Below are 24,995 nucleotides of genomic sequence, written 5' to 3'. Positions count from 1 at the left end.
AAATGAGCAATACCGACCGTTTGATCAAGGTGTTCTCGACGACTGTGGGTCGGGAGCTGAACCGTGAAGAGCTGACGGGGGGCAATCTCATCAGCAGTCTGGGATTGAACTCGATCGATGCATTGCAGTTGCTGATCCAGGTGGAAACCGAGTTCGGCTTCAACATCGAGGATGAAGAGCTTTCCATCGATCTGGTCGACTCGCTCGAGCGCCTGGAGACGTTTGTCGCCGGCAAGCAGCCGGTGAGGACTGCCTGATGGTGTCCCTTCCGATTGACGCCGGGTCTGCCTGGCTCAATGCAAGGTGCCTGCTTGCGGAGGCTTCAGCGTGAGAGACCCGAGACAGAGGCAGGAGACGTTCGCCAACCGTCCTGGTACCGACGATCAGTTGTCCTGGCTCAACCAATTGAGCCGTCAGCGGCTGTCGGGCCCGGCTATGGAAAACAATCGGCGCATGACACTGGAGGAAGGCCAGAGCACCTTGTGCGTGCATGCTGGCACTTACGAGGATCCGGTAACCGGCGCTGTCGGTACACCGATCTTCCCCTCATCGACCTTCCGCTTCAGCCAAACGACCTACGAGTCGTTCCTGGAGGGATATGTACGTGATATCCCAACCTACAGCCGCTATGGCAATCCGGGGCAATGGTCGGTGCAGCTAAAAGTGGCGACGCTGGAGCGGGCAGAGAGTGCGCTTGTCCTGTCGTCGGGTATGGCGGCAATCGCATGCACGCTGTATGCGCTGACCAATCGCAATGGCCATATTATTTCCTCTCATGATCTCTATGGCGGCAGTTACAACTTGCTTCATGCCGACATCAGCCAGTCTGGCCGCTCGGTCAGCTACGTCGACCCACTCGATCTGGAGCAGATTCGCCAGGCGATTGGGCCACAGACCCAATTGATGTTCTTCGAGCTGATGTCCAACCCGTTGATGAAAGCCATCGATTTGCGGGCTATCTCTGCGTTGTGCAAGGCACATAATATTCTTCTGGTCGTCGATAACACCTTCCTCACGCCGATCAGTTGCCGGCCCTTGGAGTGGGGGGCCGATGTGGTAATACATTCGGCCACCAAATATCTCAATGGTCACAGCGATACCACCTGTGGCGCGGTGGCGGGGAGTCGCAAGCTGATTGATCGCATCTGGGCGCAGATGCTGCGGTTTGGTGGCAATCTCGACCCGTTCGTGTGCTTTCTGTTCGAGCGTGGCATGAAAACCCTGGCCCTGCGCATGCAAGCACATGCTCAAGGTGCCAGGCAAGTCACTCACTTTCTGGCGTCGCATCCCCGGGTCAAGGCAGTGCACTCGATCTACGCACCGGACTACGCCCATCGGCACCTGTTCGATTATGCCGACGATGCGGTCAGCGGCATGCTCGGATTCGAGGTCGAAGGCGGGGATGCAGCGGCCCTGGCCCTGCTCGAACACTTGCGGTTGATTACCAGTGCTACCAGCCTGGGCGGCATCGAGTCGTTGATCAGCCTGCCATTCAACACTTCACACAGCGGGCTGACCCGAGAGCAGCAGGCACGTATAGGAATCAGGCCGGGCTTGGTGCGCCTGTCGGTCGGCATCGAGGATGCGCGAGACCTATGTGCCGATCTCGAACAAGCACTGCAAAAAGTCTATTGGCAGGAGCCTGAAGTATGAGAAACGGAATGAATATTTCGGGCTTCAGCGAGATCGTCCATGAAGTCCAGCGAGAGCCGCAGCAGGCTTTGTTCCGATATGGCGCCTATGCCCGCTGCTCCCCTGCTGGCGACATGTTGGCAGGTGTGCATCCCGCAGTCATTGGCACGCTCAAAGCACCCCGTTGTTTTGAAGTGCCAGTGCGACCAGGTGACCCGCTGGCGGCACACGGCATGCTGGCGGCGGCCACTCCCCAAGAACTGGCGCTGATCGCCTTGTCGGGCTGTTTCCTGGTTTCCGCGGTCTCCGGTTTCTCGGCTCGGCGCACCACGGTCGCTCATCTGTCGATGACGACTCGGGCATCACTGTCCGACGGAGGCAGTGTGGCACCGCAGGTCAGGTACCAGATCCGCTCGTTGATCGACAAGAACATCAGCGAGGTAGTGGAGGTGATCGAGGCCGTGAAGTCGCACAGCCCGAACCATCAGAGTTTCGTTCAGCCTCTGCCGCTTTCGGCAACCGTGTTGGCAGGAGGTGAGTCGCTGCTGGATTTACATTTCCCCACCCAGGTTGAGATCGGAGCCTTGGCGTGCCCGGCTCAGCAGCTCGAGCTCGACTGTCAGTGGTTGTATGGCACCCAATTGCGCGCCGATTTCCAGCGTCAGGACGCTGGTGATACGCGCAGTTTCCTGATCGATCAGCCCAAGCAACTGGCAGGCATCGACTGTGGCCCTAACCCTCAGGAGTACCTGCTGATGGCGATTGCCGCTGATGTACTGCAGCAATTGGCCTCACGCTTCCCGTTGGACGAAACGGCCACGCTCGACGCCCGGGCGTTGGTGGACATACGCGGTATGTGTGACGTCGCCCCGACGCCGGTGCATTTGCAGGACATCGAGCTTCAGGTGTGCCTGGGAGCTTGGGCCGCGCCACGTATCGACGAGCTGGAGCGAGCGTTGACCCAGAGTATTGCCCACTCCCAGGTGTGCGCGTTGATCCGCCGGCCGGTGCAGTTCGAGTTCCATATCGGCCATGACCTGCAGGCTGGAATGCGGGAGGTGGCCTGTGCGCAATGACACAACATTGTGTTTCTGCACACTGGCTGTAGCTGACCTGGAGGTCGCCGAGGCCTTCTACGTACAAGTACTGGGGTTGTGCGTGAGCCGCCGGTATCCGGCGACGGTGTGGCTCAGCCTGGATGTCGATGAGCATCGCGGAGCGGGCTTTGGGTTGATCGAGGATGCCCAGATGGCCAGGCCCTCGACGAAGACCATGATCGACCTGCAAGTCGGCGATCTGGGCGAAGTCTTCGAGCGCCTGGCCACACTGGTCGAGGTGGTTGAGCCGCCGGTGCTCACGGGCTGGGGGAGCTACAAGGCGATCATCGAGGACCCGTTTGGCAATCGCCTGGGGCTGGTGGCGCGCAATTGATCATTGCGTGATCCAAATGATGAGCTGGCAAGGAGTGGACATGCTCAAGCAATTTGGCTGTATGGATGTACCGGACTGTGTCGGCGGTGACGGTAGTTATGTAACCGTTGTTTCCGGGCTGCCGCGCTCTGGCACGTCGATGATGATGCGCGCCTTGAGGTGCGGAGGCTTGCCGGTGCTCACCGACAACGTCCGTACTCAGGATGAACGCAATCCCCACGGTTACTTCGAGTGGGAAGCGGTCAAGAACCGGGATGGTTATCAGGACTGGATGGATCAGGCAAAGGGCAAGGCTGTCAAGCTGGTGTCGCGTTTCCTCCAGCATCTGCCGGCCACACATGGTTACCGAGTAGTGTTCATGCATCGGCAGTTGGAGGCAGTGATTCGCTCTCAGGGCGACATGTCCAGGCACCACAGTGGACAGGACTGGAGCGAGGATCAGGGACAGGCGCTGGCCAGAATCTATGCCGAGCACGTGCCGAATGTGTTGCGCTGGGTTCGGGCGCGACCGAACATGCGCCTGCTGGAAGTGGACTACGACCAGGTGTTGCGTGATCCCCAGGCTACCTTTGGGGCTGTCGCGCGCTTCCTGGCACCGGTGCCGCTGGTGATCGCCCCTATGCTGGCCACGGTGGACGCTCGGCTGAACCACCAGGCTTCGGCGTCGGAGCGTGCACATGGTTGACGTCCCTGTGCAGGCGGTGATCTTCGACCTCGATGGCACACTCATCGACAGTAAGCAGGTCATTGCCGAGGCCTACCATGCCGCTCATGCCGAGGTCATGGGGGCTGATGCCGTACCCCCTCCGTTCAGCGAATACTGCCGGTACCTGGGACGCAGCTTCCCGGAGATCATGAGGCAGATGGGACTGCCACTGGAGATGCACCCGGTGTTCATGCGCGAGAGCAATGCGCGTATGCACCGTATCCAGGTATTCGACGGGATCAGAGAACTGCTTGGTACGTTGCATGAGCGCCAAGTGCCCATGGCCATTGCCACGGGTAAGGACCATGCTCGTACCGAGGCGATCCTGGGTTGTCTGGGACTGCTTGAATACTTCGGTGTCATTGTTGGCAGTGATGATGTTGCCCGTCCCAAGCCCGCGTCCGACATGGCGTTGAAGATCGTTGATGCGCTGGGCCTGAACCCAGCGACGACACTCTTCGTCGGTGATGCCGTAGCTGATCTGCAGTGCGGTCACAGTGCCGGCATGCAGACGGCGCTCGCACTCTGGGACAGCCCGGTTGATGAAGTCCGTCGCCATCCCTGTAACTATCGCCTGGGACAACCGGGGCAACTATTGAACCTGCTGGAGGTATGGCGACATGCCGACGTTGCTACTGCTTAATGGCCCGAACCTCGGCCGTCTCGGAATGCGCAAGCCACAGGTTTACGGTCATCGCACCCTTGCAGATATCACGGAGCAGGTCACCCAGGTAGCCGCGGCGCATGGCTGGGAGGTGCGTGCGCTGCAAAGCAACCACGAAGGTGAGCTGATCGATTTCATCGAGGCCAATCATGAGACTGAGGCCATGGTGATCAATCCTGGGGCGCTGATGATGTCCGGCTGGGCGCTGCGGGATGCTCTGGAGGATTACCCCGGCCGATGGATGGAGGTGCATATTTCCAACCTGTTCGGTCGTGAGGCGTTTCGTCATAGCTCGATTACTGCCCCGTTATGCCACGGCTTCATCGCCGGCATGGGGACTGACGCCTATGCGGCGGCGACTGCGCTGCTGATCGAGAAGTGTCATGGATGAACGACAAGGGGATCTGCCCGAGCATTTGCAGCTGTTGGCCGATGTGCTGCGCATGTGTACCGAGTTGCTGACATTGCCCTGTGGGGTGTTGTCGGCACAGGATAATTTCTTTGAGGTGGGCGGCAATTCGCTCAAGGCCCTGCAATTGTGTGCCTTGCTTGAACAACGCTACCCACAGCTGGCCCGCGGGACCGGTATCGAACTGACGCGCATTTCCACCAGCACTGATCTGCACAGTTTCGCCGACGCCCTGCTCAACGATAGCCGGCAGGTCAAAGCGATGACGGAGGGCGAGTTGTGAGCCAGTCGATTGTCAACCTGATCGAACAGTGCGAGGCCAGTGGCGTGCACCTTTATGAAGAGGCGGGCGCGCTCAGGTACTACAGCGAACAACCCGAGCTGCCTGAGCACATACGGGAGTCTGCGGGGCGCGAGAAGGTACGGCTGCTCGAGCATCTCGCTCAACCGGATCCGCTGGCTGCAGAGCTTACAGGTTTGCGCCAGGCATATTGGCTAGGCGAACACTCGGCGTTTTCCGAGGGCAGCGCGGCCTATCTGCATCTGGTGTATGCGGGCAACTTTCCTTTGGTTGAACACCTGCAAGAAGCCGTGCATCGGCTGCAGCGGATGCACCCGATTCTGGACTATACGCTGGATGCCGAGACACCGCGTTTCAAACCCATGACGCCAGCATCCTGTGTGGTGGAAAGCGTACTGGCCCAAGGGGGGCATCCCCCATGCAGCTGCGCGGCGTTGGGGGAGGCGTCACCGGTGGCGACCTTGTCTGCCGGTCGCGCATTGGTGCGTCTGGTGTTGGTCGAGGGGCAGGGGCAGCGCAGTCTGCATGTGATCTATCGGCTAGCCTTATTCGACGCTCCGAGCGTACAGATTTTCATCAACGACCTGGTGTTGCTGCTCGAAAACCCTGAGCGCCCCCTTGGCGTACCACTGGGCTATCGGTCCGAAGTGATTGCGGCTCGTTTACGGGCACAGCGCCTGGCTCGTTTCAAGGCTAGGCACTACTGGCAGGACAAGATCCCTTTGCTCGCTCCCGGCCCTGATTTGCCCAGGTCGCGGCGCCGGGGAAAGACGTCGCAGGAGCAGATCAGGCCAGGGCGCTTCATCGAGCATCGGATGGATTTGCAGGCAGATCAGGTGCGGGCACTAAGGAACCAGGCCCGGATGCATCAGGTTTCTGTCAACACGGTACTGCTCACCGCCTACCTGCAGACGCTGGCGCGGTGGTCCGGCATGGCTTCGGTGACCTGCAGTGTCATGTACAGCAATCGTGCGACATTGGGGGAGACGGTGGAGGGCTGCCTGGGTAACCACGCCGACACGGTGCTCATCGATCTCCCGGTGGCGGAGCTGTCGTTTGGCGAGCGTGCCCGGCTGTTGCAGCGGGATCTTCATGCGGCGATACAGCACGGCGCCTACGACGGGGTCAGTGCAGTGCGTGAGTGGATACAGCTGCACGACTCCCGCGCCAGCAATGCTGAGCCACCTATGCCCTATGTATTCTCTTCGCTGTTGGACATGCAGCTGGCACCGCCAGCGCTCGAGCAGGTCGATCACGCCATGATGACCCCGCAGATCTGGATTGATGCCCAGGCGTTCGAACAGGAGGGGACACTCTGCCTGTCCTGGGACGAGCGGGCAGGCATCTTCGAGGATGGGGTGATCGGCCAGGCTTTCCAGGCCTATTGTGATCATTTACAGGATCTGGCGGTTGACAGCGCGGCATGGGACGAGCGTGAGATGCCATTGTCTGCGGCAGTGCGGGACGGACTCATGGCGTTCAACCGGACTGAGCGTTCGTTTACCCGGGTAACGCTCTGGGACGGATTGCGGCGTCAGGTCCAGGAGCGTCCCGATGCAGTCGCGGTCATCGATGCGCAGGGTAGCCTGACTTTTGCACAGTTGCTGAGCCAGGCCAGCCTCCTGGCTTGCCATCTGAACGAAAATGGCGTGGGGCCCAGCGATCACGTGGTGATACGGGGCAGTCACGATGTCGCCAATGTTGTAGCCATTTACGCCACGCTCATGGCCGGTGCCACCTACGTGCCAGTCAGCAAGCGTTCGCCAGTCCAGCGGGTGCAGGCGATGGTCAGCCAGGCGGCTGCGACCACCATACTGGGGGATGACGATGACGATATCGAGGCGATTCTGGCTTCGCCCGTCAACTGGACCCTCAACTATCGCACCTGGCTGGCCAGTGGCGAGGCCCTGGGGGATTTTGTCGAGCCGACGTATCCTGCCGTGGCCAGTGGCGTGGCCTACATCATGTTCACCTCCGGCACCACCGGAACGCCAAAGGGCGTAAGCATCACCCATCATTCCGCGATCAATACCCTCCAGGATTGTCAGGCGCGGTGGGCGATTGGCTGCGATGACCGGTTGTTTGGCGTGAGTGAGTTCAGCTTCGACCTGTCGGTCTTTGATCTGTTCATGCCGGCGCTCTGCGGCTGTGCTGTCGTGCTCGCGCAGGATGGACGCCAGGTCGATCCGCAAGGTTGGATCACATTGGCGCGCCAACATCAGGTGACTGTTTGGAACTCGGTACCAGCGATCATGGAGATGTTGAGCGACTATGCTCAGGCCATGGCTCTGGGGGCGCCGGTTCCGAGCGTGCGGCTGTGGATGGCCAGTGGCGACTGGATCGGTCTTGGGCTACCTGATCGGTTGCGCCAGAGTGCGCCGAAATCATGCTTCGTTGCCCTGGGGGGCGCCACCGAAGCGGCCATCTGGTCGAACAGCTTCGAGGTCCACGCAGTTGACCCGGAGTGGACCAGCATTCCCTATGGTCGGCCCTTGGCAAACCAGCGTTTCCATATCCTCGACTCGTTTGGACGATGCTGTCCACCTGGCGTCAAGGGCATGCTGTACATCGCCGGGGAGGGCCTGGCTACAGGCTACGTTCATGATCAGCAGCGCACCGCGCAGGTGTTCGTCCACCATTCGGAACTGGGGCAGCGCCTGTATCGCACCGGCGATCTTGGGCGCCTGCGTATGGATGGAGAGATGGAGTTGCTGGGACGAGAAGACCTGCAAGTCAAACGCAATGGTTTTCGCATCGAGCTGGCGGAGATCGAGGCAGTGTTCTGCCGGGTCCAGGGCGTGCGCCAGGCTGTGGCCTGTCTGGACCAAAGCGGTGGCTTGACCTTGTTTGTCATCTGCGAGCAGGGGCCTGCGGCGGATACCGATGCCATGCTGCGTTTTGCCGGCAATCACCTCAATGAGTACATGCTGCCGTCCAGACTCCTGGTGCTTGAGCAATTGCCGCTGACGGCCAATGGCAAGCTAGATCGCAAGAGCCTGACCGACCTTGCTGCCCAAACGACGAGCAATGCAATACCCGAAGAGGGCTTCTGCCCTTTGCACGAGCTTGTATTGCACTGCGTGCGTCAGGTATTGCCTGCTGTGCGCGATGCCCATGGCAACTGGTTCGAGCTTGGCGCCACATCACTGCATGCGGTGCGCATCCTGCAGATATTGAACACGCAACTGGGCATGCAACTGAGTCTGGCCGATCTTTACGCCTACCCGTGCGTTTCGGACTTGCTCAGTTATCGTCAGGGCGCGGATGGACGTTCGCGCAACCTGGTTCGCTTCAATCACGACAGCCACCTGGCGCTACTCGTGTTGGTCCATCCGGTAGGCGGAGCGCTGTCCTGTTATCTGCCGCTGGTGGATGCCGTACGCGGTGTGTTTGATGTGGCTGGTGTGTGCGCCGATGGTGAGCAGCATTTCATCTCGATCGAGTCTCAGGCCGAGGACTATCTTCGGCAATTGCGCCCACTGCTCGAGGGGCAGAGACCAGTGGTCCTGGCGGGGTGGTCCTTCGGTGGGGTGGTGGCAGTGGAGATGGCCCGCCAGTTGACCGCAATGCCCCAGGTTTCACAGCGTCTGGCGGTTGTTACGCTTGATGCGGGAGCGCCCGGTGGCGACGTGGCGACATTCCCCCCGAACCTGCTGCAGCAACTGTTCCAGCAGGATCTGCAGCAGACTCGACAATGGCTGTTGGCGCCCGAAGAGGACGATAGGCTGATGGGGCGTGTGCTGGAGGAGCGTTTCCTGTTGTTCTGTCGGCACTACGCGGCGCTGCTCGCCTACCGGCCTACTCAGGTTGGCTGCTACACCTGGCATTTGCAGGCACGCCAACAGAACCGCGCCAGTGGCCTGCAGCCTTTGTCCCAATTGAGTCCAGGGGCTGGCTGCACGGTGGTCGCCACGGACCATTACGGCATGCTCGGCGGCACGGCCATGCAGGTTGCCATTGCGACGCTGCGTCAGGCGCTCGACGTCATCGCGCCGCCTAGAGAGGAACTGACGGCATGAACGATCCACGCCTGATGGCATCCATGCCTCACGCCCTTGCGACACCCGGCAGTGTTGATCTGTGGCGCCTGTCCGTTGCCGAAGGGAGGCAGCGTGTGGCCTGCGCAAGCTATCTGCAATGGTTGGACCACCAGGAGCGTACACGCTATCAGCGCAGCACCGATCAAGGGTGGCGTGAACAGTTCCTGATCGGTCATGGCTGGCTCAGGGAAGTACTGGCCCGCTATCTGGAATGTGATCCGGCGCGAATCATTCTTGGACAGGGGCGTTACGGCAAACCCGAGCTGCTTGCGCCGAAGCAATCTTCGTTGCATTTCAATCTGTCCCATACTCAGGGACTGCTGGTGCTTGCCGTGTCCAGGAGCCCGGTTGGGGTGGATGTGGAGGCGCATCGGTACAGAGATGTTTTCGCGTTGTGTCAGCGTTTTTTCAGCGAAGGCGAGCGGCGGACGTTGAGTCGGACTACGCGTCCCCGGCGGTTGGCCTGCTTCTATCGGATGTGGACCCTCAAGGAAGCCTGGGTCAAGGCTGCTGGCATAGGGATCGGCTGGCAATGGAGGCAGTTGCGGGTGGTTCGCAAAGGGACGGCTTCCGGGCTTGATGGACCAAGCTGCTGGCGCTTGGCTGCGAGCGGTTCATTGGAAGGCTATTCAATCGCCATCGCGGGGATGTCACCGCGAGCTATAAGCGTGCGCACATTTGTCGATACGGCCCTGGCGGGCTTCGGCTCATCTCGTGACAATCTACGGTGGCTCGAGTACCACCTCGACAACGGGAATGCGAGCCATATGAGATTCATCAATCAAGGAGTGACACTGTGAAGTTTGGATACACGATCGTATATGTGCCTGATGTCGCGGCGACCCTGGCGTTTTTCGGCGAGGCATTCGGCCTGGCCACGCGCTTTCTCGATGAGTCGGGCGATTACGGCGAGCTGGACACCGGCACCACTACTCTGGCCTTTGCCAGCCGTGAGCTGGCCAACTCCAATTGCGACGGTGGCTACCAGTTCTGCGAGCCGCGGCACAAACCATTGGGCATCGAGATCGCGCTGGTGACCGATGATGTTCCTGTTGCCCACGCAAAGGCCTTGGCTGCGGGTGCCAGCGAGCATGCCGCAGTGTCTCGCAAGCCCTGGGGGCAGGTGGTCTCGTACGTACGTTGCCCGATGGGCACTCTGATCGAACTGTGCACGCCCGTGGGCCAGTGAGCTCCGCGGACAAGGAAGAACCAGACATGCAAGGACACCGATCATGACGCGTCACAGCGATGATACCGTCGCGGCACTGCTGGAGGATCTGGCCACAACCCATGAGCTGATGCTGGTGATCGTCCAGCGCGTGCGCACGGTGGTGGAGGAAACCGCCGGGACCGTTTCGGAAATGGTCAAGTATGGCGGCATCATCTTTTCCCAGGCGACACCGTTTTGCGGGGTTTATGCCTACCAAGAGCATGTGTCCGTCGAGTTTGGACAGGGCTACACCTTCGAGGATCCACACGGAGTACTCGAAGGTGGGGGTAAGTACCGCCGCCACATCAAGCTTCGCAGCGTGGCCGATGTGCAGGACAAGCACCTCGGTGAGTACGTGAAGCAGGCGCTTTCCTAGCGTCGAGCCGAGTTAGACAACCACTGAACGTTGAACCCAGCGGGGGATGAAAATCCCCCGTCGGGGAGGCTTTTGCCCAGGAAAACCCGAAACATGAATAAATCAATGAATGATCCAAGTTTTTATGGAGAAACCCTGGCCCCTGTCTACGACGAGTTGTATGGCGAGGCGGCGGGGCATGCGATCGATACGCTGGTCGAGCTTTGCACGGGGCAGGGACCGGTCCTGGAACTGGGAATCGGCACCGGACGCTTCGCCTTGCCGATGCGTGAGCGCGGTGTCGATGTGCATGGCGTGGATGCCTCGCCATCGATGCTCGACAAGTTGCGTCGCAAGCCTGGTGGCCGCGATGTACCAACGACCCTGGCTGACTTCTCTACCCTCGAGGGCGTTGGCGGCGGACCGTTCCAGATGGCGTTCTGCACATTCAGCTCGTTGTTCCTGTTGCTGTCGCAGGACGATCAGGTCAATTGCTTCCAGGCTGCGAGCAATCTGCTCAAGCCGGGTGGACGTCTGGTGATCGAAGCGTTCAACCCCGACCCAACCCGCTATGGCAAGGATCAGCCGGTGTACGTCGGCGGCCTGGAGCGCAATGAGGTGTTACTCGAGGCCTCCCGCCTCGAACCCGTCACGCAACGCATCAGTTGTCGTTTCATCCGCCTGGATGGTCAGGGGACGCAGGTGATCCCAGTTGAGCTGCGCTATGCCTGGCCCGCGGAGCTCGACCTGATGGCGCGTCTGGCTGGATTGCGGTGTGCACATCGCTGGGCCGGCTGGGACAGGAGCCCGTTCAGCGCAGGTGCGTTCAAGCATGTCTCGGTTTTCGAAAAACCATTCACTCGTTGAACGAGTCAAGTGAGAAGGAAGCACCTGCATGGATGTGCACAAAACCGATGCAAGCCCCCAAGCGCACACCACCACGCGTCAGCGCATGCTGGCCGGCGAGTGGTTCCACTCGCCAAGCCTTGAGCTGACGCGTCTGCACATGCGAGCCCAGGCGTTGCTCCAGCGTTTCAACCAGTCCGGCTTGATGACGCTCGACGAGCGACAGGCCCTGCTGTCTCAACTGCTCGGAGCCATCGGCAAGGGCAGTTGGATCGAACCCGGCTTTCAGTGTGATTACGGGGCGCATATCGAGATCGGTGAGGACGTGTACATCAACGTCAACTGCACGCTGCTCGATGGCAATCGGATCGAGATCGGCAGCCGGGTGTACGTCTCACCCAACGTGCAGATGATCACTACGACTCACCCCGTTCATCCTGCAAAACGCACCGTCGAGGTTGACGGTCAGCGCAAGTGCGTACTGCGCGCCGACCCTATCAAGGTCGGCAACGATGTCTGGATCGGTGCCGGAGTGATCTTGCTCGGTGGTGTCGAGGTGGGCGAGGGCAGTGTGATCGGTGCTGGCAGTGTCGTCACCCGTTCCATTGGGCCGGGAGTGGTCGCTGCGGGTAATCCATGCCGGGTTATCCGCTCGGCCTATGTATGAAGGTAGAGGAAATATCAATGGGCAATGTGAACACGAGCACCAACCTTTCAGCTTTTCCCGGTGGCGTGCAGGACGACCGTCTTCTGCCCTTGTGTGTCTGGTTCACGGGGTTGTCCGGGTCGGGCAAGACCACGTTGGCTCGAGGGCTTGAGCGCCGCCTGATAGACATGGGGGTGCTTGCGCGCGTCCTCGATGGTGACGATCTGCGTGTCGGCCTGAACCGTGACCTGGGTTTTCGTGCACAAGATCGTAAGGAGAACGTAAGGCGGTTGGGCGAAGTGGCCAAGCTGTTCCATGACAGCGGATTCATTGTTCTGGTGAGCGCCATTTCGCCGTTTGCCGAGGACCGTCAGGCCGCACGGTCGCTGTTCACCGCTGGGCGTTTCATCGAAGTGCACGTAGCCACGCCACTGGAGGTCTGCGAGGCACGTGATCCCAAGGGCCTGTACCAGCGCGCGAGGCGCGGTGACCTGCCGGGTTTCACTGGGATAGAAAGTGCCTACGAACCGCCACGGGACTGCGAATGCGTGGTGCCGAGTGAGCGTTGTACGGTCGATGAAGGCGTCCAACAGGTGCTGGACATCATCAGGCAATACGGTGGCTCAGGCTATCCGGGCGAAGGAAAGGGGGCGTGATGATGCCAGCTTCAAGATTCGAGCATCTGCTCAAGCGTTATCGCTTTGCGCTGTTCCTCGGTGTCACCGTGATGGTGCTGGCGATGTCCTGGGGGATGACCCACATACGCTTTGCCGCGGATTATCGATCCTTCTTTCCCGAGGGCGAGAAAACCGTCGAACAGCTGGATGCGCTGCATCGGCAGTTCGGCAAATCCGACACGCTTCTGTTTGTTATCAAGCATCCCGAGGCCAGCCTGTTCAATCGACGGGACCTGGAACAGTTGCACGCGCTCACCGAACAGGCCTGGATGATCCCCCATGCCTATCGTGTCGATTCGGTGACCAATTTCCAGCATGTCTTTGCCGAGGGCGACACGGTTCATGTCGATGAGCTGGTCCGCGAGCCGGGCGATCTGACCGAGCGGCACATCGCCTTGATGGAGCACCTGGGACGGCATGATATCGAGCTGGTCAAGCGCCTGGTGTCAGCCGATGGCCAGACCGCCGGCGTTTTGGTGACACTACAGTTTCCGCCACAGACACTGGATGCGGCCATTGATGCCACCACTCGGGCGCGCGCGATGGTTGAAGCATTCAGGCAGGCCAATCCCCACTTGCAGGTGCACCTGACCGGATTGGCGGCCGTCGAGGCGGCCTACCCGGAAGCGTCGCAGCAGGACATGGCCGTTCTCACTCCGCTGATGTACCTGATAATCCTCCTGGCCAGCGCACTGATGCTGCGTAGTGTGGGGGCCCTGCTCATCGTGCTGGTGGCGATCACCATGGCAACGGCAGCCACACTGGGTATCAGTGGCTGGCTGGGTTTTGAAGCCACGGCCTTGACGGGGTTGTTGCCGACCATCGTGCTGGCCACCTCGGTGGCGGAGATCATGCACATGCTGTCGGCGGCACGGCAGATGAGCGGCCAGTATGGCGACAGGCGGGTTGACCTGGCCTGTGCCGCCATTCGGGACACGCTGAAGCCGATCGCCATCGGGACGGCCACCAACGCGGTAGGCTTTTATTCTCTGGTGTTTGCCGCCTCACCGCCCTACAAGGAGTTTGGCGTACTGGCGGCGATCGGTGCGGTGATGGCGTTGCTTGTCACGGTCTCGGTCTCGGCGGTGTTAATCCCGTTGTTGCGCCTGAAACCGCTCGAGGGGGCCGCCAGTCGGCGTTACTACTTGTACTTGGGGCCGCTGCTGCGTCGGCCCAAGCTTTGGCTGTTCGGCTTCGTGGCAGTGTTCCTGCTGGCACTGGGCTCGGCCCGGGAAAATCAGATCAATGATCGGATCGTCGAGAACTTCGACACCAGCATCCCGGTGCGCACCGCGACCGAGTTTGCCATGGACAACCTCTCGGGCATCTACCGTCTGGAGTACGTGGCCACCTCCAGCCGAGGTGACATTTCTGATCCCCGTTTCCTGGCTGAGCTTGACCGCTTCGCCCAGTGGCTGCGTGCCCAGAAGGAGGTCGACTCGGTCACCACCCTCAGCGATGCGATCAAAAAACTCAACCAGACCATGGCCGGTGGTCACCCCGAGGCATACCAGCTGCCTGAGGATCCGGCACTCGCGGCGCAGATGCTGCTGGTCTACGAGATGTCGTTGCCGTTCGGCCTGGACTTGAGCAACCAGATCAATATCGACAAATCGGCCACCCGCCTGGTGATTACCCTGACGCGTCTGGACACCCAGCAGATCCGTGACATCAAGGCACGTGCGGACGACTGGTGGCACACGCACGCCGATCGCACCACGCTGGTACCGGGAGTGGGGACGGGCGAGGCGGTGGTCTTCGCCAATCTCACTCACATCAGCATCGAATACATGGTCAGTGGTCTGTTGTTCGAACTGGTGAGCATCACGTTGATGGTTGCGCTGTTCCTGCGCAACGTTCCGCTCGGTTTGATCAGCCTGTTGCCCAATATATTTCCATTCTTCGTCATGTTCGGGATCTGGGGCCTGCTGCGTGGTGAGGTCAATACTGCCGCGATCAACGTCTGCGTGGTTGCGTATGGGCTGATTGTCGAGGCCACCATCCACCTGATGAGTCACTACAAGGCCCAGCGCCTTGAGCATGGTCAGCCGCCACGTGAGGCACTGCTCTCGACCTATCAGCATGTGCTGCCTTCGGTATTTGCCAACGCGGTGATCCTGGCCTCGGGCTTCCTGGTCATGACCCTCTCGCCGTTCTCCATGAACGCCGATTTTGGCTTGTTGGCGGCGATCGCGATCTTCCTGGGTTTGATCTTCGATGCGTTGTGCCTGCCGTTGGTGTTGCTGACATTCGATCGCTATCTCTGGGGGCGCGCGGCGACCGGGCTCGCCACACGTCAGGCGTGAGCCGTACTTCCAGTCCAACCATTACACAAGGAAAGTCGCAATGCACCGCATTCTTTTCGTGATCACCTGTCTGTCACTGGCAACCCTGCTGTCGCCTGTCACTGCTCAGGCGGGACAGGCGCAGGATCTGGGCCGGCATTACGCCCAGAAGTGGCGTGACAGTGATCAGGGGTACCAGGACACCTCGGCCAGGATTCGTCTGACCCTGGTGGAAAAAGGTGGCGCCAGCAGCGATCGGTTCATGCGTATGAACAGTTTCGAGATGGCGGACCGGCAAGTGGGCGACAAGGTTCTGCTGACATTCGAAGCCCCCGAGAACATCAGGAATTCGCGAGTGTTGATCCACTCCAAGATCATCGAGGGTGACCAGGTCTGGCTCTATCTGCCAAGTCTGCGTCGGGTCAAGCGGGTGGCTGCCGCTGATCGATCGGGTTCGTTCTCCGGCAGTGAATTCTCCTATGAGGATATCGGCTCGATGGAGGTCGGTAACTACGACTATGAGTGGTTGCGTGACGAGGCGTGCGGTAAAGCCGAGTGTGCAGTGGTCAAGCAGGTGCCGCTTTACCCCTATTCGGGCTATTCCGCGATCGAGGTCTGGTACGACAAGCATGACTTCCGACAAATGAAGACGCAGTACTACGACCGCAAAGGAACGCTGTTCAAGACGCTGACCCTGGATGGCTACCAACTGTTTCTGGGGCGGTACTGGCGGGCGTTGAACATGAGCATGATCAACCATATCACCGGCCGCCAGACGCTTCTGGTCAGCACCGAGGTGCAATTTCGTACCGGGATCAAGGAGGAAGCTTTCGAGCCTGCCCGGTTAGGGAACCTGACCCAATGATCGACGGTGTCCGCCACCTATTGGTCTGGCTGGCGGTCGCGGCGCTGCTCCTGATGGAGCAAAGCGCCGCTGCGCAGTCGCAGCAGTCGCAGCATTCGTTGTCCGCGAAGGTGTCGATAAAGGCGTATTACTTTCCTTCCGATCCGGCCACCGAGCTCGAGCAGAGCGGGCTGCCGGTGACTCGTGAGTTCGGTATGGACTACCAGTATGTGACCGGGCTGGATTCCCTGCGTGTGCGCGTGGTGGCCAACCCCCGCTATCTGTCGAGCAACGACAGGGATCCACGCCCATCATTCTATTGGGATGAGCTGTACCTGTTGTTGGAACAGGACGGGCGCGAGGCCAAGCTGGGGAGGATCAAGGAGCATTGGGGGGTGATGGAGACTCGCCAGCTGGTCGACGTGATCAATACCTATGACAACCTTGATGGCCTGCAACCGGAGGACAAGCTTTCGCAGAAGGCCTTGAAACTGGGCAGCCTGCTGGGGCCAGGGCACTTGAGCTTGTACCTGCTCGATGGTTTCGAACCGGCGCAGTTCTACGCCGAGCCGTCGCGTTTCGCGCCATACCGGGTCCTGCCGACGGCGGAGTACCTTCACGGTGGCAACCCCCATAGCCTGGACTTTGCCGCGCGTTATTTCATGTCGTACTCCGATCTCGATATTGGACTGAGCTATTTCAAGGGGACCAACCGCACGCCTGCGTTTCGTCAGCAGGGGGAAAGTCTGGTCGCGCAGTACACCGAGGTCAGTCAATGGGGTCTTGATGCCATCTGGGTGGATGGGCAGTGGTTGTACAAGTTGGAGGCGCTCGACCAGCGAGTCTCAGATAGCGAATACAACTCCATGAAGCTGTCGGTCGGGGTTGAGTACGCGATAACCCGGGTATGGGGAGAGTCGGACCTGAGCCTCATTGGAGAATACCACCGTGACCAGGACCAGGACCTGGCGCCCATCAGCATTTTCGATCGCAAGTTCCTGCTGGGCGCTCGGCTGCAGGTCAATGATCGGTACCTCTCTTCTGTGTTTCTAGGATTTACAGCTCAAGCCAGTGATACGAAAAACAACATGATCAACGCGACACTGGATCTTGGCCTGAGCGATGCCCTGCGTGCAGGCCTGAGTGCCGTCTACATCGACAGCTCCGGCAGTGATGACAACTGGGATGCGCTCTCGGGCGACTCCCATGTCAGCGTCGAGCTGTCCTACTCATTCTGATGTGGCGTCGCGCTGGCCGGACGTTGTTCCGGCTACCCACGCCAGAGGTATGCACATGGATCGACTGCTTCAGATCATCGGCTTCGGCCCTGCGGCCCTTGGCCTGTTCATTGCCGCAGATCGTGAACGACAACTGCCAGCCTTGCTGTCGCTCGGTATCGACGTGCATGAACGAAGTCCTTCGGTGGCCCAATGGGATTGCCTGGCTTACGACATCCAGGCCAACTCGCCGATCCAGGATTTCCTGCAGGGTATTCGTCCCGACGGCGCCTTTGCCGAGTGCCTGCGCCAGAGTGAGGTACGAGACTGGCTGCAGGACCCTTCCCGGATTCTGCAGCTCGAGAGTATCTCGGCATTTCTACGACAATTGGCGCAGGTGGTGATTGCGGTGTGCGCGGATCATCCGGCGACCTCCGTGACGTTCGGTCGACGAGTCGATGCCGTTCAGGCCAGTGATTCGGGATTCATCTGTCAGGGGAATTGGGGGCGATCCTTCAGTCGCTACCTGGTGCTGGCCTGCGGAGCGCGTGGGCGTCCTTTGCAACTGACTTGTGCTGACTTGCGCCAGACGGTCGAGCGACACTGGCCAACGCCACTGTGTTCTGACGGGGTACTGCGAGGACAGGCCGATGCCCAACTGCGTGATGCCGTGGGGCAAGGTCGCCAGATACTCGTCCTGGGTGGCAGTCACAGTGCGTTCTCGACGGTCGAGTACCTGCTCAGACGGTTGGGTAGCGAGTTGGCGCCACGATCGCTGCATGTGCTGTGTCGCAAGCGTCCAGGGCTTTGGCAGGTGCCAGGAACACCTGCGTCCCAGCTTCTGCCCGACGATGTCGTGGATACCGTATCGGGTGAGGTCAACCGCTTCCGAGGTTTGCGAGGAAAAGCGCGGCAGACCTTGCTGGAAGTGGAGTCAGGTCGCCAGCCAGCTGTTGTTCTGCATGTCGGTGAGCCTGATCTTGAACCATGGCGGCTGGCAGCGCCGTTGTTGATCAATGCCACCGGATATGAGCCGCGAATGCCCGAACTGCGCGATTCGCTTGGACAGCCGATGGCGCTCGACACATGGCAAGACAATCACCGCAAGCATCCCCTGACCCATGAGTTGACCTCGAACGGGCAACCGATACGCGGTCTGTTCGGTACCGGCCTGGGGTTTGCCGATCAGCAGGGGGCGACCATCGAGGTCGGTGTCAATTTCTTCCACGGACGTTGTGCCAACAACATCCTCAAGGCCGTGCTTTGACGGCATCATTTTTCGCATAACAGGAGGTTGCATGCATAACCCGGTACGCTTACGTGAATGCTTGCAGGCCCGCTTGCCGGCAAGTGGGGGGGCGATCGCACAAGAACAGGCAGCATTGGACGATCTATTGAGCAAGTTGACCCGACCACGCAGGCTTTTTCAGTTGCTGTCTTCCCGGTTGACGGTTCGCCAGGTAATGCATTGTCTGGTCGAGCTGCTTGCGCAGGAGCACCTTCGCCCGGTTCATGAGCCGCACGCGATCCGGCTGGTGCTGACCGCGCCAGGGCAAGCCTTGCCTGGCCAGGGGCTGCATCTGGTGGACGACGCCTGCCTGCGTCTCGAGCCCCGCTACCGGGAGGTGATGGCTGACCTGCTTAGTGACAAGAAGCACGTTTACGCCCAGTCCATTGAAACCTTTGAAACCCAGATCCGCCGCTACAAGATCATGCAGAGCCTGGGTGACCTGAGTCATCGTAATCTGCTGCTGCTCGGTGATGACGCACTGTTTTCATTGTTTTTGGCATTGCATGGTCACCGCCAAAGGATCGTGGTTGCTGATATCGACAGTGATCTGTTGTCGACCATTGAGCGGGCATGCCAGACGCATGGTATCGACACAATCGAGGTGATCGAGTACGACGTGTTCAAACCGCTGCCAGAGAGGCTCAAAGGCCGCTTCGACTGCTTTGCGGTAAACGGTTTCAAGGACCTTGGCGGGTTGCTCACGTTCATCTGCCGTGGTGTGCAGTCGTTGGCCACCGGGGCGGATGTGGGGTATGTGAACTTCGGTAATCACGAAGTGCAGGATGCCTCGCAGCGGGCGATGGAGGCACAGATTCACCAGGCGTTGTTGCGATTCGGCCTCTATATGGATAACTGCGTGCCTTGCGCCGAGACCCATGTCAGCGAGTCCTTCGAGCAAGCCATGCTGCATGGGATGTTTGAGTGCGCCGCGCAATCCGAAAAGCAACGTCCCCTGGCTTGTGAGCATCTGCTGAAGGCGTTGGCCGAGCGTTTTGCCGATCTGTCTTGGGTACGTATGCGCAGTTTCCCGGATATCCAGTTGTCGCCACTGAAGCTGGGGCGTTGCCGGGTGGTTTCCGACGGTACGCGCGAAGTGTCGCGATTCTTGCACCTGAGCCAGCTCTATGCACGGAACGCCGGCGAGGTGGCCTGAGCGATGCGGGCGCCGAGCCGTAACGAGCACCAAGGACGATTGGTCGTGCTTTCTGCACACCCTGACGATGCCGTCTGGTCGCTGGGCAGTGGTATGGTCAGCTTGGCCCAAGGCCGGGAGGTACTGCTGCTGACCCTATTCGACGGCGAGGCAGAAGCGAGCTGTGCCCTGGCGGTTGGCGATGCACGCTGGCGCAGGATTGCCTCGGCGCGGCTGCGTCGCCAGGAAGATGCTCGGGCCGCAGGGTGTCTGGGGATCAAGCGAGCAGGAGCCGGGTTCATTGATGCCGCGCTGCGGCTGGACGGCAATGGGCGGTTTGTCCATGCCGATGCTCCTGCATTGTTCCTGGGCTCCGAGGTGGACCCGATGCTCTGGCCCAGGCCGGATCAAAATCAGCTTGCTACGGTCCGTGCAATGCTCGGACCTTCGGATATCGTCTGTGCGCCGTTGGGTATCGGGGGGCATGTGGATCATTGCCTGACGCATCGATTGGCCCGTCAGTTGGACAACCCATTGTACTTCTATGCTGATTTCCCCTACGCGCAGCAACTGGATGAGCAGGCCATATCGAACCTCGGCGAGCGCCTCGGGCTACAGCTCGTCAGCCAGACATTCGAGTGTTCATGGGACAGCTGGCGGGAAGCCGCCTTGATGTATCGCAGTCAGGTCATGATGCTGTTCGCCAGCCAGGGGCGCTTTCTGGACGCCCTGACGGCTCACGCTCGGGTGCGTCACCCAAATGCTTGCTGTCGGATCTGGTCTACCCGTTCGATGTAGCGGGTCAACGAGCCGGTGGGCGAAAGCAGGGCGTCCAGGGCAAGTGCTTCGGGGGTGCTGGCTCGGGCCTGGAAGTGGGCAAGATTGTGCTGGTGCTCCCGCCAACGGTTTGGGTTGTAATGAGAGAGGTGGTAGGCACAGGCCTTGGTCTGCAGGTTGATCGGTACCCCGGCACGCCATAGACGCCAACCCAGATCGAGGTCCTCCATACCCCAACGTTTGCCGTAAACGGTATCGAATCCACCGACCCTGTGCCAATCTTCTCGGTGTATCGACAGGTTGGCTGCGGCGCTGGCCAGCCAGGGCCATTCGCTACGGCGCGGATGCTCCGCAGCCTGCTCCAGAGGGCTGGCGACCAGTCGCGAATTTTGAGGGGTCCAGCGTCCTTGCCGCAGTGCCTCGGGTAGAATGGGCGGGCAACCGATCGTTCCCTGGCTTGGGTCATCCCTGCCGCACAGCGCGATCAGTTCACGAATCCGCCCGTGCACCATTCCAGGTTGCTGGGCCTGGGCTTGCAAGTGGGCTTCGAAGAAGCCATCCAAAATCAGTACATCGTCGTCGATGAACAACAGTACATCACCCTTGGCGGCGCTGGCCCCCAGGTTTCTGGCTCCTGCTCGGCCCAGCCCCGGCGCGCTCAAACGTTGCGCGAAGGAGGCTTCGGCGACCAGCTCCAGTACCTGCGGGCACGCGGCGTCGGCGACGATAATGGTTTCGAAGTCACAACGCTCATGCTGACGACCAAGGCTCGCCAGGCAGAGGCGCAAACGTTCGGGCTTGGCGTGTACGGGCATGATGACGGACATTTGCATAGGGGCTTCCTGCCATTCAGGCCAATTTTGGCTGACACATGCCGAGGTTGAGTTGGCGATGGCGCAGGGTCATCAGCAGAGCTGCCAGCAGGTTGGCCACGAGCATGGCCTCGACGATACCCTCCAGACCGCGCTGCCAGTGTACGGTCAGCAGCCACCCTAGCGGGGTCATCACCAGCAGGTAGGCGATGGCGTGGATCAGTGTGGGGGCCATGGCATCCTCGCGGCCCCGCAGTGCGTTGGACATGACTCCTTGCCAGGCATCCAGGGGCAGTGCCAGAGCCAGGAGCAACATGGCCGGCACCGCGATCTGCAGCATTTGACCATCATTGCTGTACTGTGCCAGTAATGGCCCGGGAAATACCGCCAGCAGTGCTGCGCAGATGGCTGTCAGGAAAACGCCGAACCACAGTCCGCACCAGGTGGACAGGTTTATTTCCCGAGCGTCTCCTTGACCATGTGCCATGCCTACCTGGATCGATGTGGCGAAGCCGATGCCCATGGGGATCATGAAGAGGATCGAGCGGATATTCACCACCACGGCACAGGCCGCCGCGATCAGGGGCGAGACAATGCCGGCCATCACCGCGATCAGCATGAACGCACCCGCCTCGATACCGAAACTCAGGCCGCCGCCATAGCCTATGTGCCGTTGTGTCTTCCATTGCGACCAAGCCCAGGAAAATCGCGAGTTGATCCCAAACTCCTGCCGTTGGGCAAACAGGCGGTGTACATAGAAGATGATTGCCACGGCCATCAGAACCCTGACGAGGGTCGTGCACCAGGCGGACCCGAGCGCGCCCATCTCATCGAATCCGAACTTGCCATAGACCATTGCGTAACACAGCACGCCATTGACCAGATTCGCTGCCAGGATCACCCAGGTCGCCGGCAGGGGGCGCGATATGCCTTCAAGAAAGAACGAGTAGGCGATGTAGAGCAGGATGGCTGGTAAACCGAGGGCGACGACCTGCATCAGTTCGGCGATGGCTGCTGCCAGTGGGGCGTCCACGCCAAACCCGCGCAGTAAAGGCAGGCTAGCAAGGCTGGCGATGACACAGACCAGGCCCAGCCCCAGGGCGTGTACGACACCTCGTTGCAGAGCCAGGCCTGCGTCTCTGGGTTGCTGCTGGCCGATCGCGATCGAGCTCATGACCAGAATACCGAACAGCAGCCCGGCCGCAATGAGCATGTAGGTATCGGCGATGGCATGGGTGATCGAAACTGCGGCCAACGCCTCAGTGGCGTAGCGGCCAACGAGCAGTGTGTCGACCAGCGAGAGCAGGAGAAAGCCGATCCGCGAAATGACGATCGGCAGCGACAGCTTGGATAATTGCTTCAGTTTTTCTGTTAGCGCCTTGTAACCGGTCATGGTTGTTGCTCCTTGCGCAAGTGCTCGATGAACCGCCTGGGCTTGTCCGGTCAGTTCGGCAGGTTCGGATACATGGCGGACATGGCGCTGGCCAGAGAGCGCAACTTGCAGAATTCCAGCTCGCTGTCTGTCGTACCCTTGCCCAGGTCATCCAGGGTTTGGCTCAGGTAGGCCGAATATGGGGCCAGATTGTCGTCACTCTCGAACGCCAGGTGTCGCAGATTGCCCTCTATGCTCAGAATCAGGCTGGGGGTCTGCACACGGTTCTGGCTGAAGCCGAATGTTGTGTGCAGTCGTAGTTCGCCAGCGCTGCCGTAGAGGGTGATAGTGGTCTCGTCGAGGGGTTGGTGAGACGACCAGGCTGTGCGTAGGAAGACCATGGCCCCGGCCTGCGTGCGCAGTGCGCTGTAGGACTGCGACTCCACTTCCAGTATCGCGTGGTCATGTCCTCCACTGTCGGCCCGCCAACTGGCCTGCCGTGCACCTTCGCTACCGTCGGCCGGGACGTGGTTGCACAGCGCGGCGTCCACCAGCGGATAGCCCAGTGCCTGCAAGGCCACCTCGAGCAGATGCCAACCTAGATCGGCTCCTGATCCGGCCAGGGCAAGATCGGCACACGTGAACCAGGAGCCTGGACGGGGTACACCGTTATGCCGGCGCCAGGCGATATCGATGCAGTGCACCTTGCCGATGGTGTTGCTGGCTACGGCGTCCAGCAGGGCTCGAACGTCACTGCGGTGGGAGGCCGCGGCGGTCACCGACAGCCTCCCCCCCGTTTGCCGGCTGCACTCGATCAGGTCCTGGGCATGACACAGTGACAGACACGCCGGTTTTTCCAGAATCACGTTCAACCCCTGCTCCATCGCGCGAAGCGCCTGCCGGGTGTGGTTGGCATTGGGGGAGCAGATCAGGGCCAGGTTGCAGTCCTGCAGTGCCAGATTGCTCATGCAGGCGTGCAGGCGAGCCGTCGGAGCCAGTGTCGCGAGTGCCTGGCTTGCCTGCGGATCGGGGTCGATGATCGATACGATCCGGGCGCCATGCCGGTATAGAAGGGGAGCCCAGATGGTTCTGGACACCCAGCCCGAGCCGACTAGCGCAACGCCCTGAGCCATCATCGCGCGCTGGCCAGGTGCTGGACCACCTTGCGGATTGCCAGGGCGATGTCCAGGGTATCCTGCACGTTGCCCAACAGTGCGCGATGATGGATCCAGATCCCACGGCGGGCAACACGCTCGGTGACTGGGCAGTGAGCGATGTAGTGTGCCTGGTCGTGGCGTTCGGGGGCCGGAGCCTGCCAGAAACTGGGGATGCGATAGATGGCTTGATAGGCACGATAGGCAGGGATGCCTTCGGCGATCAGGGCTTCAACCACCTGATTGCGGTCCAGGTGACCCAGGCTGTCATCTTCGGGCAGTATGAAGAGCACCATGTAGTAGGGATGCACGTGGGCATCGGCAGTCCGGCCCTGCGGGATCACCAATGCATCGTTGTCCAGTGCCTCCATCAGCAGTTGGGCATTGCGCTGACGGATTTCGTTCTGTACCTGCAGGCGGGAAAGCTGGACGCTGAGTACAGCGGCATTGAACTCGCTCAAGCGGGCATTGGTCCCTACAACCGTATGCTGGTAGTTGCGATCACCAAACGGGCGCCCACAGTTGCCGTACAGGAACACCTTTTCCCGCATGGCCTCGTTCGGACACAGCACCAGTCCACCTTCACCGGCAGTCATCAGCTTGAAGTTCTGGAAGCTGAAGCAGGCCAACGTACCGTAGTCGCCAATGTTGGCCCCCCCAAGTCCCTGCGCCCCATGGGCATGGGCCGCATCCTGGATAAGCTGTAGTTGGTACCGATCGGCTATACGCATCAGGCTGGCCATGTCACTCATGTGGCCAGACATGTGTACCGGGATGATGGCGCGTGTTCTTGGACTGATGTTGGCCTCGACCGCAGATGGATCGATGCACAGCGTATCGGCACAGACGTCGACGGGAATAGCTGTCGCGCCAATGCGCTGGCAAGCCATCGATGTGGAGATGAAGGTGAAGGCGGGAACGATGACTTCGTCACCCGGCATCACTCCGGCGGCCTGAAGGGCGATCTCCAGCGCGACAGTGCCGTTTGCCACTGCGAACGCCGAATGACCGCCGTGTAGATGGGCAAAGCTGCGCTCGAAGTCCAGGTTTTCGCGACCCTGCATGCGCCACCACTGGCCTTGATGCAGGCTGCGTAACAAGGCCTGTTCTTCTTCAGGTCCATAGTGGGGCCATTGCGGATAGTCTGTGAGTCGTAGCGGTGTACCGCCGTTGATTGCGAGGGTCATGGGTTTC

Annotated in this window: 25 protein-coding genes; 21 read left to right on the top strand and 4 right to left on the bottom strand. The window is 60.3% G+C overall.

Annotated elements, in window-relative coordinates:
- Positions 1-2: 2 nt before the first annotated feature.
- The 21 genes from CCOS191_RS20325 (at position 3) to CCOS191_RS20225 (ending at position 20,484) form a co-directional block, all read left to right on the top strand.
- Positions 3-257, top strand: coding sequence for an acyl carrier protein (locus CCOS191_RS20325; RefSeq protein WP_046856739.1), 255 nt, complete (start codon positions 3-5; stop codon positions 255-257).
- A 130-nt stretch (positions 258-387) separates the two neighbouring features.
- Positions 388-1,653 (top strand): trans-sulfuration enzyme family protein, encoded by a 1,266-nt coding sequence (locus tag CCOS191_RS20320; protein ID WP_046857884.1) that lies wholly within the window; start codon positions 388-390, stop codon positions 1,651-1,653.
- Entirely contained in the window at positions 1,650-2,708 is a 1,059-nt protein-coding gene (locus CCOS191_RS20315) for an OsmC family protein (protein WP_046856738.1), read from the top strand. The genes CCOS191_RS20320 and CCOS191_RS20315 overlap by 4 nt, the downstream gene beginning before the upstream one ends.
- A complete protein-coding gene (locus CCOS191_RS20310) occupies positions 2,698-3,063 on the top strand; it encodes a VOC family protein (protein ID WP_172670905.1) in 366 nt (121 codons plus the stop codon). The genes CCOS191_RS20315 and CCOS191_RS20310 overlap by 11 nt, the downstream gene beginning before the upstream one ends.
- 40 nt (positions 3,064-3,103) lie before the next feature.
- The gene (locus tag CCOS191_RS20305; protein ID WP_052752645.1) at positions 3,104-3,748 is read left to right on the top strand and encodes a sulfotransferase; all 645 of its coding nucleotides are present in this window, start codon (positions 3,104-3,106) and stop codon (positions 3,746-3,748) included.
- Complete coding sequence (locus CCOS191_RS20300; protein ID WP_046856736.1) at positions 3,741-4,412, top strand: HAD-IA family hydrolase; 672 nt, start codon at positions 3,741-3,743, stop codon at positions 4,410-4,412. Before CCOS191_RS20305 ends, CCOS191_RS20300 begins: the two co-directional genes overlap by 8 nt.
- Positions 4,390-4,824: a type II 3-dehydroquinate dehydratase gene (locus CCOS191_RS20295; RefSeq protein WP_046856735.1), complete on the top strand. Its 435-nt coding sequence runs from the start codon at positions 4,390-4,392 to the stop codon at positions 4,822-4,824. The genes CCOS191_RS20300 and CCOS191_RS20295 overlap by 23 nt, the downstream gene beginning before the upstream one ends.
- Complete coding sequence (locus CCOS191_RS20290; protein WP_046856734.1) at positions 4,817-5,125, top strand: acyl carrier protein; 309 nt, start codon at positions 4,817-4,819, stop codon at positions 5,123-5,125. The genes CCOS191_RS20295 and CCOS191_RS20290 overlap by 8 nt, the downstream gene beginning before the upstream one ends.
- Positions 5,122-9,162 carry a non-ribosomal peptide synthetase gene (locus CCOS191_RS20285; protein ID WP_046856733.1) on the top strand — a complete coding sequence of 1,347 codons (4,041 nt, stop codon included), beginning with the start codon at positions 5,122-5,124 and terminating at the stop codon, positions 9,160-9,162. The genes CCOS191_RS20290 and CCOS191_RS20285 overlap by 4 nt, the downstream gene beginning before the upstream one ends.
- Positions 9,159-9,983 (top strand): 4'-phosphopantetheinyl transferase family protein, encoded by an 825-nt coding sequence (locus CCOS191_RS26870; protein ID WP_052752644.1) that lies wholly within the window; start codon positions 9,159-9,161, stop codon positions 9,981-9,983. The genes CCOS191_RS20285 and CCOS191_RS26870 overlap by 4 nt, the downstream gene beginning before the upstream one ends.
- A complete protein-coding gene (locus CCOS191_RS20275) occupies positions 9,980-10,372 on the top strand; it encodes a VOC family protein (RefSeq protein ID WP_046856732.1) in 393 nt (130 codons plus the stop codon). Before CCOS191_RS26870 ends, CCOS191_RS20275 begins: the two co-directional genes overlap by 4 nt.
- 43 nt (positions 10,373-10,415) lie before the next feature.
- Complete coding sequence (locus CCOS191_RS20270; RefSeq protein WP_046856731.1) at positions 10,416-10,769, top strand: DUF1801 domain-containing protein; 354 nt, start codon at positions 10,416-10,418, stop codon at positions 10,767-10,769.
- A gap of 93 nt (positions 10,770-10,862) precedes the next feature.
- On the top strand, positions 10,863-11,615 hold the full coding sequence (locus CCOS191_RS20265; RefSeq protein WP_046856730.1) for a class I SAM-dependent DNA methyltransferase: 753 nt from the start codon (positions 10,863-10,865) through the stop codon (positions 11,613-11,615).
- Between the two features lie 28 nt (positions 11,616-11,643).
- Complete coding sequence (locus CCOS191_RS20260; RefSeq protein ID WP_046856729.1) at positions 11,644-12,261, top strand: sugar O-acetyltransferase; 618 nt, start codon at positions 11,644-11,646, stop codon at positions 12,259-12,261.
- A 17-nt stretch (positions 12,262-12,278) separates the two neighbouring features.
- Entirely contained in the window at positions 12,279-12,896 is a 618-nt protein-coding gene (cysC, locus tag CCOS191_RS20255; RefSeq protein WP_052752642.1) for an adenylyl-sulfate kinase, read from the top strand.
- The gene (locus CCOS191_RS20250) at positions 12,896-15,223 is read left to right on the top strand and encodes an efflux RND transporter permease subunit (protein WP_046856728.1); all 2,328 of its coding nucleotides are present in this window, start codon (positions 12,896-12,898) and stop codon (positions 15,221-15,223) included. Before cysC ends, CCOS191_RS20250 begins: the two co-directional genes overlap by 1 nt.
- A 40-nt stretch (positions 15,224-15,263) precedes the next feature.
- A complete protein-coding gene (locus CCOS191_RS20245) occupies positions 15,264-16,067 on the top strand; it encodes an outer membrane lipoprotein-sorting protein (protein ID WP_046856727.1) in 804 nt (267 codons plus the stop codon).
- On the top strand, positions 16,064-17,284 hold the full coding sequence (locus tag CCOS191_RS20240) for a hypothetical protein (protein WP_046856726.1): 1,221 nt from the start codon (positions 16,064-16,066) through the stop codon (positions 17,282-17,284). The genes CCOS191_RS20245 and CCOS191_RS20240 overlap by 4 nt, the downstream gene beginning before the upstream one ends.
- Before the next feature lie 55 nt (positions 17,285-17,339).
- Complete coding sequence (locus CCOS191_RS20235; protein ID WP_046856725.1) at positions 17,340-18,530, top strand: hypothetical protein; 1,191 nt, start codon at positions 17,340-17,342, stop codon at positions 18,528-18,530.
- A gap of 31 nt (positions 18,531-18,561) precedes the next feature.
- Positions 18,562-19,707 (top strand): bis-aminopropyl spermidine synthase family protein, encoded by a 1,146-nt coding sequence (locus tag CCOS191_RS20230; RefSeq protein ID WP_046856724.1) that lies wholly within the window; start codon positions 18,562-18,564, stop codon positions 19,705-19,707.
- A 45-nt stretch (positions 19,708-19,752) separates the two neighbouring features.
- Positions 19,753-20,484 carry a PIG-L deacetylase family protein gene (locus CCOS191_RS20225; protein ID WP_046856723.1) on the top strand — a complete coding sequence of 244 codons (732 nt, stop codon included), beginning with the start codon at positions 19,753-19,755 and terminating at the stop codon, positions 20,482-20,484.
- Here CCOS191_RS20225 and CCOS191_RS20220 read toward each other — a convergent pair.
- From CCOS191_RS20220 to CCOS191_RS20205, 4 genes are read right to left on the bottom strand one after another with little or no spacing between them, the layout of a single operon-like run.
- Positions 20,439-21,296 carry a glycosyltransferase family 2 protein gene (locus CCOS191_RS20220; protein ID WP_046856722.1) on the bottom strand — a complete coding sequence of 286 codons (858 nt, stop codon included), beginning with the start codon at positions 21,294-21,296 and terminating at the stop codon, positions 20,439-20,441. The two genes, CCOS191_RS20225 and CCOS191_RS20220, sit on opposite strands and share 46 nt — an antisense overlap.
- Before the next feature lie 16 nt (positions 21,297-21,312).
- Positions 21,313-22,668 carry an MATE family efflux transporter gene (locus CCOS191_RS20215; RefSeq protein ID WP_046856721.1) on the bottom strand — a complete coding sequence of 452 codons (1,356 nt, stop codon included), beginning with the start codon at positions 22,666-22,668 and terminating at the stop codon, positions 21,313-21,315.
- 50 nt (positions 22,669-22,718) lie between these two features.
- Complete coding sequence (locus tag CCOS191_RS20210; RefSeq protein WP_231867519.1) at positions 22,719-23,780, bottom strand: Gfo/Idh/MocA family protein; 1,062 nt, start codon at positions 23,778-23,780, stop codon at positions 22,719-22,721.
- Positions 23,780-24,988: a DegT/DnrJ/EryC1/StrS family aminotransferase gene (locus CCOS191_RS20205; protein WP_046856719.1), complete on the bottom strand. Its 1,209-nt coding sequence runs from the start codon at positions 24,986-24,988 to the stop codon at positions 23,780-23,782. The genes CCOS191_RS20210 and CCOS191_RS20205 overlap by 1 nt, the downstream gene beginning before the upstream one ends.
- Between the last annotated feature and the right edge of the window lie 7 nt (positions 24,989-24,995).

It is taken from the genome of Pseudomonas sp. CCOS 191 (assembly GCF_001007005.1).
GTDB classification, from domain to species: Bacteria; Pseudomonadota; Gammaproteobacteria; order Pseudomonadales; family Pseudomonadaceae; genus Aquipseudomonas; species Aquipseudomonas soli.
Note: the sequence above shows the minus strand (reverse complement) of the source record. Positions and strands in the feature narration are given on the sequence as shown.

Coding starts and splice junctions, on each gene's coding strand:
- CCOS191_RS20325 (WP_046856739.1), top strand. CDS start 3: ATGAGCAATACCGACCGTTTGATCAAGGTGTTCTCGACGACTGTGGGT.
- CCOS191_RS20315 (WP_046856738.1), top strand. CDS start 1,650: ATGAGAAACGGAATGAATATTTCGGGCTTCAGCGAGATCGTCCATGAA.
- CCOS191_RS20305 (WP_052752645.1), top strand. CDS start 3,104: ATGCTCAAGCAATTTGGCTGTATGGATGTACCGGACTGTGTCGGCGGT.
- CCOS191_RS20300 (WP_046856736.1), top strand. CDS start 3,741: ATGGTTGACGTCCCTGTGCAGGCGGTGATCTTCGACCTCGATGGCACA.
- CCOS191_RS20295 (WP_046856735.1), top strand. CDS start 4,390: ATGCCGACGTTGCTACTGCTTAATGGCCCGAACCTCGGCCGTCTCGGA.
- CCOS191_RS20290 (WP_046856734.1), top strand. CDS start 4,817: ATGGATGAACGACAAGGGGATCTGCCCGAGCATTTGCAGCTGTTGGCC.
- CCOS191_RS26870 (WP_052752644.1), top strand. CDS start 9,159: ATGAACGATCCACGCCTGATGGCATCCATGCCTCACGCCCTTGCGACA.
- CCOS191_RS20270 (WP_046856731.1), top strand. CDS start 10,416: ATGACGCGTCACAGCGATGATACCGTCGCGGCACTGCTGGAGGATCTG.
- CCOS191_RS20265 (WP_046856730.1), top strand. CDS start 10,863: ATGAATAAATCAATGAATGATCCAAGTTTTTATGGAGAAACCCTGGCC.
- CCOS191_RS20260 (WP_046856729.1), top strand. CDS start 11,644: ATGGATGTGCACAAAACCGATGCAAGCCCCCAAGCGCACACCACCACG.
- cysC (WP_052752642.1), top strand. CDS start 12,279: ATGGGCAATGTGAACACGAGCACCAACCTTTCAGCTTTTCCCGGTGGC.
- CCOS191_RS20250 (WP_046856728.1), top strand. CDS start 12,896: ATGATGCCAGCTTCAAGATTCGAGCATCTGCTCAAGCGTTATCGCTTT.
- CCOS191_RS20245 (WP_046856727.1), top strand. CDS start 15,264: ATGCACCGCATTCTTTTCGTGATCACCTGTCTGTCACTGGCAACCCTG.
- CCOS191_RS20240 (WP_046856726.1), top strand. CDS start 16,064: ATGATCGACGGTGTCCGCCACCTATTGGTCTGGCTGGCGGTCGCGGCG.
- CCOS191_RS20235 (WP_046856725.1), top strand. CDS start 17,340: ATGGATCGACTGCTTCAGATCATCGGCTTCGGCCCTGCGGCCCTTGGC.
- CCOS191_RS20230 (WP_046856724.1), top strand. CDS start 18,562: ATGCATAACCCGGTACGCTTACGTGAATGCTTGCAGGCCCGCTTGCCG.
- CCOS191_RS20220 (WP_046856722.1), bottom strand. CDS start 21,296: ATGCAAATGTCCGTCATCATGCCCGTACACGCCAAGCCCGAACGTTTG.
- CCOS191_RS20215 (WP_046856721.1), bottom strand. CDS start 22,668: ATGACCGGTTACAAGGCGCTAACAGAAAAACTGAAGCAATTATCCAAG.
- CCOS191_RS20210 (WP_231867519.1), bottom strand. CDS start 23,780: ATGGCTCAGGGCGTTGCGCTAGTCGGCTCGGGCTGGGTGTCCAGAACC.
- CCOS191_RS20205 (WP_046856719.1), bottom strand. CDS start 24,988: ATGACCCTCGCAATCAACGGCGGTACACCGCTACGACTCACAGACTAT.